The organism is Jeotgalibaca caeni, from assembly GCF_028863945.1.
GTDB classification, from domain to species: Bacteria; Bacillota; Bacilli; order Lactobacillales; family Aerococcaceae; genus Jeotgalibaca; species Jeotgalibaca caeni.
Genome location: NZ_JARBEA010000024.1, coordinates 25891 through 37751 on the forward strand (window position 1 = coordinate 25891; position 11861 = coordinate 37751).

Genomic DNA, 11861 nt, shown 5'->3' on the forward strand with positions numbered 1-11861 from the left:
TAACAAACATTAGTCAATAAATAAACATAAATATAACTTTATTAAAAAAGAAAAGCCTATTAATAAGTTCATTTACATTATAGAACAAATGACAAATGTTTACTTGATAAGTATGAAACTTTCACATTTTAGACATAAAGAAAGCCCGGGCAACGATTAGGTTTCACGGACTTTCAACTGATTATGCTTTTACTGATGCGCTGGATACAACGTCTACTTCTTCTTTTTTCGAAGCACTGGAAACAGCGTCCACTTCTTCTTTCTTCGAGGCACTAGATACAACGTCTACTTCAGGGCCAGCTTCTAACTTCTTACCTGATTGTACCAAGTACCAATCAATGATTGGTTGGAAGTCTAAAATATACTCGTTGATTCCGACATAGTTGCCCTCTTTATCATGCATTGCTTGATAATTATGGACAACGAACTTGTCAGGGCCATGGGTCGGCACATTGATACGGAAGGAATCCATTGCGCCAGAACGAAGTTGTTGAATAACCCAACCTACGTTGTTATGTACTTTTTCTGGATGACATTTTGCCAACGGATTCCCTACTTGAACAGGATCGCGGTAGGCTAACATTTCTGTGCCTGGTTTTGTTTTGTTGTAGTATAAGAACTGATTGTTACTATCGGCATAGGTCAATTCCATCGGCATCGATGCAAGGAAGTAATTCAGTTGGTCAACTGTCAGTAATCCGCAATCCAATTTCACATAGGTATCGCCCTCTACTGCGTTTACTGCTGCGGCTGCTTGATCCAACCAATCGTCGGCGTACTTATCAATGCCTTCAATCGTTGTATCAATTTTCCCAGTCGCAAATAAATCTTCTGGCGGCAATTCTTCTTTCTTCGGTTCTTCTAGAGCAGTAACCATGCTTACGAATTGAGCGAATTTCCCAAGGCAGCTGCCTAAGAAGTTAATTGTACCTTGCTCCTTCAAGTCCCCGTATTCGTCAAAGGCTTCCTTTACTTTGCCTAAGAGAAATTCATTTCCGGGCATTACCATCGCATTTACGCCTGGTGCATCGAGAATTTGACGCAGATGAAGCTGCGCTCTAGAGGAACCTTGATCATAGTAAGATGCGCCCACGATCATGACCGGCTTGTTTTCTAATGGATGAATCTTAAAGGACAACCACTCCAACACACTCTTCAACGCTGCTGGAATTGTGTGATTGTGTTCAGGCGTAGCAATAATTACTCCGTCTGCACGAAGGAGCTTCTGATTCAACTTTTGAATCACTGGGCTATTGGTTTGATCATCACTTTGATTAAACAAAGGAATATCTTTGATTTCAACGAGTTCTAAATCAAATAAAGAACCGTACTGCTTTTGAATATATTGTAACAAGGTTCGGTTATAGGAGACTTCTGCATTCGAGCCAACGATTCCAACAATTTTCACTACTTCTTCCACTCCTCTTTTATAATGCTTCCCAAGAAAAATTCTCTGCTTCTTTTTTGTGCAAGGCATGCGCATGGTTCAATTGCTTCATAATCGTAACGAATGTTAAGAAGTCCGCAAACAATCCATCTAACTTCGCTACTTGCTCTGCATCCACTAAATTCTTTTCCAGATCAAATGCTTGTAGAGAATGACTTAATAAGAACTCGGAGCTTGGCATGATGCGTGCTTTTAATTCTGGTGCGTCTAAAATTTGGCGCAAGTGCATTTGTGCTCTCGATGATCCTAATGTTCCATATGATGCTCCGGTAATCATAACCGGCTTATCCACAAAGGGATAAATACCATAAGAGAGCCAACTCAATGCGTTCATCAAGGATGCTGGAACCGCATGGTCATATTCAGGTGTACTGATGATTACCCCGTCCGCTGCCTCAATCTTGTCAGCGATGATTTGTACGGAGGCTGGGATTTGTTTGTTCTCTGGTTTATTGAACATCGGAATATCTGTAATCTCAATGATTTCAATTTCTGCTTGATTTACAAAATGCTTCTGCATGAATTCTAAAAGTGTCCGGTTTGTTGATTGGGTGGAATTTGTTCCAACTAAACCAATTAATTTTGTCATGTTAGTACTTCCTTTCATCTTCCTGTAATCGTACTTCTTGTTCCATTCGCGCCAGCTCTGCGAGTGCAATGGTATTGCGGTTGATTTTCGAATAGGCTCGTGCATCGTATATGCGCTCCAGAATTTTCGCAGTGGGTTCCTTTTGAATCATGGCATTTTTTGCCAGTTGAATGGCTGCCCGAGCGAGATAATAGGTCACGTGATTATCTGAACAAATGGTGACAGCATAATGAAGCAGAGCATTACTGATATCCAATTCTTTAATATGGGCGAAGAAAACGCCGCACTGGAAGACAATATGCAGTACACGCCATGTGTCTTCTATCGTTTTAGTTGGATACTGATAAATTTTTTCCAATACTTTTTGGAAATAGAATTCCGCTTTTTCCAGATCATTTTCTCGTGCGTAGACCATCCCAATACCGGTATAAGCTAGTAAACGGAAAATCTCTGCTTCGCTCGACTCTTCTTCCAGCAAGACTTGATCAAACATAAAAAGAATATCGGTAATCGGAGAAGGCTGCGCAATCATAATGAACCCTTTTAAGTAGTGGCAACGCATCGATAGACTTGGTTCTTCTAACAGCTCGCTGCTAGCAATGGTTTCCAGTAACGAAGCTGCCTGTTCATACTCACTAGTGATGAGAAAAAATTCTGCTTGGTTCATTTTTTCGATTGTTTCGGAATGCTTTACCCCTACTTTGGGGAAAAGTTCACCAAGGGGTAAGTTCAGCCGATTACAAAGTTTAATCAGTATTTTTAAGCTAGGGACCTGACCGTTATTTTCAAATCGGCTCAAGGTTGCTTGCGTGCAAATGTCTGCAGCAAGCTCCATCTGCGACAATCCCATGGCTTTGCGCACTTCAATGAAGCGTTCTATATTCACCCGCAACCTCCTCTCTCTTTATTTTTTTGTAATTTTTTTCACAATTAATACAATTCAAATTATACTCTTTGTGATTTTTTTGTCAATAGGGATATATAAAAAATTATATAAAAAATATTCTTGACGTACAAAAAAAAGGAAGCACCGGAATCGGCTCGCTTCCTTTTCACTATTTGGTTTCTTGTGCTACAACATACTGATCAACTGCTTTGGCAAAAGACTCCGATAAGAATTCGAGAGCTTTCTTACTCACCTCTGCTCGCGGACTCGTGATGTCGAAGCCATGGTAACAGCCGTCTACCAAGAGGAAGTCAACGGGTACTCCCGCTTCTCTCATCCGTTCGACCCACCCGATAGTTTCGTCCCGAAAAACATCCAAGTTGCCCACAAAGGTGACGGCTGGCGGTAAACCTTGATAGTTTTTGGCCCGAGCAGCAGCTGCGTAAGGGGGCAAATTGTCTTTGTCCATGTCTCTCAAATATAAATCCCATGCCCACCGATTGGTATTGGAGTTCCAAATCGGTACATTGTTGTCCCTTGCTGATTCGGTAATCATCCGGTCGTCAATCATCGGATAAACTGGCATTTGAAACGCAATTTTCACAGTTCCCTGATCCCTTGCATAAAGAGTCAAGGCCGTCGTCAGTCCACCGCCTGCACTCTCCCCGCCTACCATCAGTTGGTCGGAGCGAATCCCTAACGCTTTTGCGTGTTCCTTCATCCACACTAACGTGAGGTAGGCATCTTCCAAGGCCGCTGGATACGGCGCTTCGGTAGAGAGGCGGTAATCTGGCGCAACAACTACACAGTTTCTCGTTTTAATGAGCCTCCTATAGCGTGCCACGTACATTTCCGGAATACTCAATGCATAACCGCCGCCATGAAGCCACAAAACACCAGGCAGATTCTTACTCGCTGCTCCTTTTTTCTTCGAGCGATAAATCAGAATCCGTAACTGCGAGCCGTCTTTTCTCGTCAGCCATTCTTCTGAACAGTCCAATCCGCTCACATTAATCCCCTTTACAAGTGAAGCTAATTTTTGGACGCGATATAAAAATGTATGGAATTTCTGTTCCGATTTTTGACGGACGAAGAAATCAATGATATATCCTCTGATTCGTATTTGTTTGTCAATCATCTGGTACGTGACTTTCATAGCGACCCATCCTTTTTCGTTTCCCTTCCTCTTATCTTAACGGAGGAGCCCAAAAGTCACAAGAATATGTACTTTGTTTCCATCTGATTATCAAGTATAGTAAGGAAGAAACAAAAAGCCTCTGATAAGGATGTGTCAGCATGCGGATCAATAAATACATCAGTGAATCTGGAAAAGCATCGAGACGAGGTGCTGACCGGTTAATTGATGAAGGTCGAGTAACGGTTAACGGCAAGCCCGTTACGTTGGGAACGACGGTAGAACCTGGGGATGACGTTCGAATTGATGGTCAACCGGTTCACATTACAAAAAAATATGTCTATCTAGCCCTAAATAAACCAGTCGGCATTACGAGTACGACAGATCAAAGTATCAAAGGAAATATCGTTGACCTAGTCAATCACCCACTGCGCGTCTTCCATGTGGGCCGTTTGGACAAAGACTCTGAAGGTCTCATTCTCATGACGAATGACGGCGATATCGTCAACGAAATCTTGCGCTCGGAAAATCGCCACGAAAAAGAATACATCGTGACTGTAGACCGTCCGATTACACCTGCATTCTTAAAAAAAATGTCTGCCGGAGTGAAGATTCTGGGAACAACCACCTTGCCCTGCAAAACGCACCAGCTATCCAAGTACACCTTTAAGATTATTCTAACCCAAGGCTTGAACCGTCAAATTCGCCGGATGTGTTCGGAACTGGGCTATACAGTTCGTGAGCTGCAACGGATTCGGATTATGAATATTCATTTGGGCGACTTACCGGTCGGAAAGTGGCGCGAGTTGACGGACAAGGAACGGACCGATTTATTCAAGGAACTGAATTACACACCAAAAACCTGATGATCGATTTATAAAAGAAGAACCGGTACGGATACGAGTTGACTCGTTAACGTACCGGTTCTTGCTTATTCCTCTGCTCGAATGGTGAAGGTATAGCGATGGCCTTGTGTCAAGCTGTGATAGAAACCTTCCCCTTCATACAGCTGGAACACTTGCGCTCCTTGCCGTTCTTTTTTGTCGGGATATACATGTTGGACATACGGATTTCCCGCCAATACTTCTTCGAGACGTTCTTTTCCGACCTTTCGTACTTTCCCTTCAATCCGAATCACTTGGATCAAGTACCCCTCTTCAGACATTGCCGTAATGGCAACATACGGGTTGTGCATTAATTGTTGATAAAAATCTGTTTTCGGACTCGTCATAAAAAATACGCCATTTTTGTTAGCAACCCCGATATGCGCGTGCCGAGCATGCGGTTTGTTATTTTCATCTACGGTTGCGAAAACAGCCACTTTCATTTGATCCTGTAAGACGCTTAAAATGTCTTCTATTTTCATTTCTCCACTCCTCACGATTACGATTACTTGTATATTTTATCACAAATTGTTCAGAAAAATAAAAAAACTTTTACTAGAAATAAATGAAAAATAACTTTATAATAATCATTCTGATAACCTTGCGCGTATAACTGTCCCGCGTGAAACTACTTATTTGTGGTTTCACGCTTTTTTGTTTTTCATGTATTTGGTTACAACTATTTAGAAAGAAGGATGAGCGAGATGGAATTTTATATGAAGTTACCAAGAAACAAAAAGGAGTTTGTTATTTTTCTGCTTACTATTTCGATTATATCCGTACACATCATTGCTCCATTGATTACTTTCTTTGAGGTAGGATTTCATTTTTATGTCTGGTTGGATGTTCTAACGATTCTTCCCTTTATTTGGATTACCGTTATCGCACTTGTGTTACTTACCCATAAACCAGCAGAATGGTTGTCGTCTAAAATTGCAGACAAAAATGATCGTTTCCGATCACAAATGGTAATCAATACGTTATGTACAGTCTTATTGATGTCCGTATTCTTAACAGTAATTGGTTCTTGGATTGGAGCCCGACACATCAGCATGGATCCGATTCGGATGTTCTTTTATAAATGGCCTCGTAATATGGCTATTTCCTTTCTGGTAGAAGCAGTCATTGCTCAACCGATTGCCCGCTTTGTGATGTTGAAGATGCATCAAGCGAAAGATAAAAAAACGTTAGCAGAGCAATAATATCTATTCTTTCCTTTCCTAGCTCTTGACAACTGCTCTGCACCTTTCTACAATTTGGTGATATGTATTTTTTGAAGAGAGTTGGAAGTATGATGGATGAACCACGTTTAAAGAAAAATATTAGCAGTTTAACAGCGTTGACTGTGTTGGTTGGTACGGTCATCGGTGCGGGAATTTTTTTCAAACCGACCGCTGTCTACGCAGCAAGCGGAGCACCAGGAGTGGGCCTTCTTGCTTGGGTAGTTGCCGGCTTCATTACGATTGCAGGCGGATTGACTGTTGCGGAAATTGGAACCATTTACCCGCAAACGGGTGGAATGATGGTTTATTTAGAAAAAGTGTACGGAGAATTCTGGGGATTTCTAGTCGGTTGGGCACAGATGGTTGTTTACTTCCCGGCTAATTTCGCTGCGTTAGCGATTATTTTTGCCACACAACTAGCCAGTCTCTTTGGCTGGCAGGCAAATCTGATTGTGCCGACCGCCATCACCACTGCTGTTTTTTTGGCTTCGGTCAATTTTCTCGGAACGAAGTATGGCGGCGGCATCCAAAATGTCGCAACGTTCCTCAAACTGGTTCCGTTAATCATTATTATTGTAGCTGGTCTCCTCTATCCAGGGGGCGGTCCTTCTCCACTCATACCGTTTGTGGCTACCAATCGGCCGTTCCTTCCTGCCCTTAGTTCGGCATTAGTCGCTACCCTGTTTGCCTATGACGGTTGGATGAACGTGGGGACGCTAGCAGGTGAAATGAAAGATCCAGGAAAAACCTTGCCGCGAGTCATTGTCGGTGGTCTGTCGATTGTGATGGCAGTCTATCTGGCAATCAATGTAGCATACTTGTTTGTCGTTGACAGTGCCACCCTTGCCGCAACCGAAACACCTGCTGCCATTGTTGCGGCTAAGTTGTTCCCAGGTATGGGTGGGAAGCTGATTACCATCGGCATCCTCATTTCGGTTTTTGGGGCAATGAATGGATACTTTCTCTCCGGCATGCGCACGCCTTATGTTTTAGCTAACAGAAACATGCTCCCTTTTTCCAATTGGTTCGGTTCCTTAAACGCCCGTACCAACGTCCCGGTTCATGGCGGTCTCTTTATTTTAGCGATTGCGATCTTGATGATGTTGACTGGGTCTTTTAACCAGTTGACGGACCTCATTGTTTTCGTAATCTGGATTTTCTCTACCATGACCTTTGTGGCGGTTCTCCTTTTGCGAAAACGGCAACCGGAGCTTGAACGCAGCTATCGCGTTCCCTTTTATCCGGTGATTCCATTAGTTGCGATTGTGGGCGGGCTGTTCATTGTTGTGAGCACGCTCTTGGCGCAACCGCTGAACGCGCTGCTTGGGTTAGGGCTGACTTTCTTAGGTGTTCCAGTTTTCTTGCTACAGTCTCGTTCGATGAAGTGAGTTACTTTTTTGAGCCTCACTTTAACGAACAAAGCCTAGTTCGATGAAGTGAGCTGCTTTTACATGCCTCGCTTTAACGAACAAAGCCCAGTTCGTTGAAGTGAACAGCTTTTTCGGGGCTCACTTTAACGAATCCTTATAGACGATAAGAGCAGCACATGACTTCTGTTAGGAGGCCGTGTGCTGCTCTTTATTTTTCCAAAAATTCTTCTAGGTTTGGAGTTTGGTTGTATTTCAGTGCGGCTTTTTTATCTTTTTCAATAATTGCTGTTGTCAGATCAATTTGGTTGATACTGGCAATCGCCACTGCATAATGAATTACATCGACCAATTCTGCTTCTAACGAGCCTTGATCTTCCTTGGCTTTTCTTCCTTCCAACTGGTTCAGCGCTTCCGCTACTTCACCGACTTCCTCGACTAGCTTCATGAACAAACCCGATGACGTGCGCCCTTCCTTGTACTTCATCGCTAGATAACCTTGCAAATCTGCAATTGTCAGTTGTGCCATGTCGTTTTCCAACTTTCTAAAAGTGGTCTCGCGCTTTGCGGAGTTCAATAAATTGTTCCAGCGTACCTGCTTGTAAAAACACATTGATTTCTTTTTCTTTCCCAATCGTAGATGGCAAAGTGGGCAAATCTTGATCCCGCAAGCGGTTCGCTTCGTCCAGTGCCTTCAAAATTCCTTCATTGTCAGAGTGAATCGAATGCGCAAAACGTAAATTGGTTTGCGTGTATTCATGGGCAGCATATACCTGAACCGCATCATCTAACCCTTTGAACCATTGCAAAGCAGCATACTGCGCTGCATAATCTTTGGTAAAGACTCGTCCGCAGCCTCCTGAAAACAAAGCATCCCCGCAAAAAAGGGCATCTTCTGTTAAGAAGCTGATGTGACCGTTTGTATGTCCTGCTGTTTGGAAGACATGAAAGTTGTGACCTAATAAAGTGAAGGAATCACCATCTTGAACGATTATTTCAGCAAGTGATTCGGTTTCCTTTGGTCCATATATAGGTGTCCCAGGGAATGCTGCTACAATCTCTGGGACACCTCCTGTATGGTCGTCATGGTTATGCGTGAGCAGGATCGCTTTTAAGTGAAGTTGTTTTTCCTTCAGATAGTCCAGCACGCCGCTCGCTTCTCCCGGATCGACGACAAGGACTTCTGTTCCCTCTTCCACCATCCAAATATAGTTATCAGACAAAGCTCTTATCATGTGAATGTTCATCATGATCACTCCTTCTCTTCTTATTTCTCCATAAAGAACATCGATACGCCACCTAAGCCAACATGTGTGCCCACTACTACGCCCATTTGCATGAGATAAATAAGTCCTTTGAAATTGGCTTGTGTTTCCATCCGTTCTTTCAGTTGTCGGGCAATTTCGATGTTTGACGAGTACCCGATGATAATAAAATTAGTTAAATCAGCCTGATTACGCTTTATAAATTCGTCAACATAATATTTAAGCGCTTTGTTTGTGCCTCTTGCTTTCGCTACAATGGCGCCTTTGCCATTTTTCATGGACATAACGGGCTTCACTCTCAGTAAACTTCCAACGAAAGCTCCAGTGTTCGATAGACGTCCACTTTTAATCAAGTTCTTCAAATTATCCACACATAAGAAATGCTTCACCTTTTTCTTATGGGATTCATTAAAGGCAACCAATTCTTCAAACGTAGCGTTTTCCTCCAACAGTTGCGCTGATTTGATAATCAACCAGCCGCTGCCCTGACTCATAGACAAGGAATCTACAACATGAATTTTTACATTAGAAATCGGATGTTGCTCATAAAAGAGTTCTTTTGCCAGAACAGCAGATTGATAAGAACCACTCGTACCGCTCGACATGCAGATGCATAAAAATTCGGTATACCCTTCTCCCCTTGCTTGATCAATAATGTTTAGATAAGATTCAGGACTTGGCATAGAAGTGGTTGGTAATTCTTTCAAATGAGGCAGCCGTTCAAAAAACTCATCGGCCGATAAATCTATTTTATCTCGGTAAGTAACCCCTTCAATCGTAATATTTAAGGGAGCCAAGCCCAATATTATATCGTTCCACAACTTCCTGGGATAAATCGCATGTTGAATCTGCCATAATTTTAATCATTTCAATCTCCTCAAGGTTTAATCTACCTCACTACACACATGAGGATTGCTTGATTATTATAATCAATATCGCAAGGAAAGTCGAACTCATCCATTCTAAAAAGCGCAAATCAAAAACTATTTTGGGTATAATAGGTGAGGAAGTTTATTTTATTTGAGAAAGGATGTTTTCGTTGCGGATTATTATCTCCCCCTCTAAAGAAATGACCGACCATCCGCAAATAGCTGAACGACGTCACGAATTAGCAGAGAATACCGAGCTTTACCGTGCCATTAATCTATACAATGGGCTGCAATTTCGCTATTTGAGAGAGTCGCTGACTGAAGAAGATCTCCTCTTTTTGGAGGATTATGTACGAATCCTATCGGCTAAGTATGGTGTGGTGAAACCTTTTGATGGCATTTCCCCTTATCGATTAGACTTCCAAACGAAAGGCTTATATAAGGCCTGGAGTGACCGGATTTATCAATCACTATCAGAGGAAAGTCGCCTTATTTTGAATTTGGCCAGCGATGAATTCAGCAAGACCGTTACCCGTTATGCAACAGAGGAAGACATCGTGATCACCGTTTCCTTTTATGAAGAGGATGCCAACGCCAAGTTGAAGAAACACTCCACCATTTCTAAAAAAGGTCGCGGACAAATGGTCAATTACATTGCGCGCAACCGAATCACTGACCTTCAAGAAGTTCGAGCCTTCGATGATATGGGGTACCGCTTTGAACCGGATCATTCAAATGATGTACACTGGGTTTTTATTCGGCCTAAAGATTAGAGCAAAAAAAGAACTCGGAACCTCAATCTCACTAGTTGTGAGACCAAGATGTCCAAGTTCTTTTTTATTTACGGTTTGCTTGCGCTTGTTTTTTCTTCAAACGAGCTTGGGTGCGCATTTCAATTTCTTTGAAATAATCTTCCCACGATATTTCAACCGTTTCTTTTTTTGTCGTTGTGTAGACAATGTTCTTCATTGAATGTGTTGCTCCTTCTTGAGCGTAACCATATGCGTACGCTTCTATCTTTCAACCTCCTCATGTCCTTTTTTCTGTATGAAGAGAAATCAAAAAGGCACTCAAATGAGTACCTTTTTTATCTCTACTTATTTTATCAGAAGAAAAAAAGGTATTCCTGTACAGGAATCGCGACTTTTTCACTATCAAATCTAAATCTTGGAAATTCATGTTGGAAGACACCATCACGTGGCGCTAGCTAATAAATTTAACTTCACTTATTTTTGGTTCCGTTCACTGCAGCTATTACTGCAGAATAGAGAAAAGCCTTGGTTCCATACATATCACTTGCATATGTTTTTGGACGTTGAAATGTAATTATAGCACGAATGTTCGTTCGTTGCAAATGCCCTGACTAATCTCGGTAACTATTCGAATTCAGATCTTAATAGATAATATTCGTCCTGAATAATTCATAGTTTTTCTAAAATGCTCTCTAAGCGTTGTTCCAACACTGTTTTTTGTTTAGTTATCCGACACCCTTTGGGTGTACAAAAAGAACCCCAATCTGCTATGGTTAAAGCGACTAAACTAAACCATGAAAGGGGTTCTCTCAATGGCTACATTACAGGAAAAACGCGTAAATTTCAACTCAAACATGGTCGTAAATAATACGGGCGGAAATCTTTCCACCGATTCTGGGCTGATTTTGGTAAAAGAATTCATGGATTCCATTGGCTTCTCAACATTAGCTACCCATTCTCTCACCTTCCAGGACAACCGACGCTACTGGCATCATGACAACATTTCCTTGCTGGAGCAACTCTTGTTCCAGTTGATTGCCGGATACGCTACGGATTCTTCCGCCAATTTACTGAAGGAAGATCCTATTTTCCGTTTGGTGCTTGATAAGGACGGGATTGCATCGCAAGCGTCTCTTTCTCGGTTCTGGGACCGAATAACGGAGGCAACCATCTCCCAATTTCAAAGCCTGAATCAAGCCATAATTGATAAAGCGCGGACGAAACGGAATGCGACCGAACTCATCATCGATTTGGATTCCACTCATTCCGATACATTCGGGAATCAAGAGGCTGCCAACTACAATGCCCACTATGGCACGAACGGGTACCATCCCTTGGTCGCTTTCGATGGCCTAACGGGTGATTTCCTGAAAGCAGAACTTCGTTCTGGCAATGTTTATACCTCAAATGGGGTGAAAACATTTCTGGAGCCAATGCTGGAGCA

At 42.3% G+C, this 11861-nt stretch carries 14 protein-coding genes; 5 read left to right on the forward strand and 9 right to left on the reverse strand.

Translation table 11 applies throughout. The features are described from left to right. Positions 1-181: 181 nt before the first annotated feature. The 4 genes from PVE40_RS06715 to PVE40_RS06730 all read right to left on the reverse strand — a co-directional run bounded on the left by PVE40_RS06715 (position 182) and on the right by PVE40_RS06730 (position 4078). Complete coding sequence (locus tag PVE40_RS06715; RefSeq protein WP_274731114.1) at positions 182-1408, reverse strand: NADPH-dependent oxidoreductase; 1227 nt, start codon at positions 1406-1408, stop codon at positions 182-184. A gap of 19 nt (positions 1409-1427) precedes the next feature. Next, complete coding sequence (locus PVE40_RS06720) at positions 1428-2036, reverse strand: NADPH-dependent FMN reductase (protein WP_274731115.1); 609 nt, start codon at positions 2034-2036, stop codon at positions 1428-1430. Position 2037: 1 nt separating this feature from the next. Then, a complete protein-coding gene (locus PVE40_RS06725) occupies positions 2038-2922 on the reverse strand; it encodes a helix-turn-helix domain-containing protein (RefSeq protein ID WP_274731116.1) in 885 nt (294 codons plus the stop codon). Between the two features lie 169 nt (positions 2923-3091). Then, positions 3092-4078 carry an alpha/beta hydrolase gene (locus PVE40_RS06730; RefSeq protein WP_274731117.1) on the reverse strand — a complete coding sequence of 329 codons (987 nt, stop codon included), beginning with the start codon at positions 4076-4078 and terminating at the stop codon, positions 3092-3094. 140 nt (positions 4079-4218) lie between these two features. On the opposite strand from PVE40_RS06730, the gene rluF reads away from it, so the two are divergent. Then, positions 4219-4923, forward strand: a complete 705-nt coding sequence (gene rluF, locus PVE40_RS06735; RefSeq protein ID WP_274731118.1) for a 23S rRNA pseudouridine(2604) synthase RluF — start codon at positions 4219-4221, stop codon at positions 4921-4923. Between the two features lie 65 nt (positions 4924-4988). Here rluF and PVE40_RS06740 read toward each other — a convergent pair whose 3' ends face one another. Then, complete coding sequence (locus PVE40_RS06740) at positions 4989-5423, reverse strand: pyridoxamine 5'-phosphate oxidase family protein (RefSeq protein WP_274731119.1); 435 nt, start codon at positions 5421-5423, stop codon at positions 4989-4991. A gap of 222 nt (positions 5424-5645) precedes the next feature. On the opposite strand from PVE40_RS06740, the gene PVE40_RS06745 reads away from it, so the two are divergent. Both PVE40_RS06745 and PVE40_RS06750 read left to right on the forward strand, forming a co-directional pair. Then, entirely contained in the window at positions 5646-6143 is a 498-nt protein-coding gene (locus PVE40_RS06745) for a hypothetical protein (protein WP_274731120.1), read from the forward strand. 89 nt (positions 6144-6232) lie between these two features. After that, positions 6233-7552 carry an APC family permease gene (locus PVE40_RS06750; RefSeq protein WP_338033473.1) on the forward strand — a complete coding sequence of 440 codons (1320 nt, stop codon included), beginning with the start codon at positions 6233-6235 and terminating at the stop codon, positions 7550-7552. Positions 7553-7742: 190 nt separating this feature from the next. On the opposite strand, the gene PVE40_RS06755 is transcribed toward PVE40_RS06750, so the two are convergent. The 3 genes from PVE40_RS06755 to PVE40_RS06765 are packed head-to-tail and all read right to left on the reverse strand — an operon-like array spanning position 7743 to position 9617. Beyond that, complete coding sequence (locus tag PVE40_RS06755; protein WP_274731121.1) at positions 7743-8060, reverse strand: MazG nucleotide pyrophosphohydrolase domain-containing protein; 318 nt, start codon at positions 8058-8060, stop codon at positions 7743-7745. A gap of 16 nt (positions 8061-8076) precedes the next feature. Continuing rightward, the gene (gene gloB / locus PVE40_RS06760) at positions 8077-8778 is read right to left on the reverse strand and encodes a hydroxyacylglutathione hydrolase (RefSeq protein WP_274731127.1); all 702 of its coding nucleotides are present in this window, start codon (positions 8776-8778) and stop codon (positions 8077-8079) included. Positions 8779-8798: 20 nt separating this feature from the next. After that, positions 8799-9617, reverse strand: coding sequence for a DegV family protein (locus PVE40_RS06765; protein ID WP_274731122.1), 819 nt, complete (start codon positions 9615-9617; stop codon positions 8799-8801). A gap of 218 nt (positions 9618-9835) precedes the next feature. Between PVE40_RS06765 and PVE40_RS06770 the strand changes: the two genes are divergently transcribed. Beyond that, positions 9836-10438, forward strand: coding sequence for a YaaA family protein (locus PVE40_RS06770; protein ID WP_274731123.1), 603 nt, complete (start codon positions 9836-9838; stop codon positions 10436-10438). Between the two features lie 64 nt (positions 10439-10502). Here PVE40_RS06770 and PVE40_RS06775 read toward each other — a convergent pair whose 3' ends face one another. Next, complete coding sequence (locus PVE40_RS06775) at positions 10503-10634, reverse strand: hypothetical protein (protein ID WP_274731124.1); 132 nt, start codon at positions 10632-10634, stop codon at positions 10503-10505. Between the two features lie 595 nt (positions 10635-11229). Here PVE40_RS06775 and PVE40_RS06780 point away from each other — a divergent pair. Beyond that, positions 11230-11861 (forward strand): transposase (locus PVE40_RS06780; protein ID WP_274731125.1); only part of this gene is annotated, 632 nt, incomplete at its 3' end.

Excerpts from the sequence above, each read along its gene's own strand:
- PVE40_RS06740 (WP_274731119.1), bottom strand. The coding sequence starts at position 5,423 with ATGAAAATAGAAGACATTTTAAGCGTCTTACAGGATCAAATGAAAGTG.
- PVE40_RS06775 (WP_274731124.1), bottom strand. The coding sequence starts at position 10,634 with ATGAAGAACATTGTCTACACAACGACAAAAAAAGAAACGGTTGAAATA.
- PVE40_RS06720 (WP_274731115.1), bottom strand. The coding sequence starts at position 2,036 with ATGACAAAATTAATTGGTTTAGTTGGAACAAATTCCACCCAATCAACA.
- rluF (WP_274731118.1), top strand. The coding sequence starts at position 4,219 with ATGCGGATCAATAAATACATCAGTGAATCTGGAAAAGCATCGAGACGA.
- PVE40_RS06730 (WP_274731117.1), bottom strand. The coding sequence starts at position 4,078 with ATGAAAGTCACGTACCAGATGATTGACAAACAAATACGAATCAGAGGA.
- PVE40_RS06750 (WP_338033473.1), top strand. The coding sequence starts at position 6,233 with ATGATGGATGAACCACGTTTAAAGAAAAATATTAGCAGTTTAACAGCG.
- gloB (WP_274731127.1), bottom strand. The coding sequence starts at position 8,778 with ATGAACATTCACATGATAAGAGCTTTGTCTGATAACTATATTTGGATG.
- PVE40_RS06755 (WP_274731121.1), bottom strand. The coding sequence starts at position 8,060 with ATGGCACAACTGACAATTGCAGATTTGCAAGGTTATCTAGCGATGAAG.
- PVE40_RS06745 (WP_274731120.1), top strand. The coding sequence starts at position 5,646 with ATGGAATTTTATATGAAGTTACCAAGAAACAAAAAGGAGTTTGTTATT.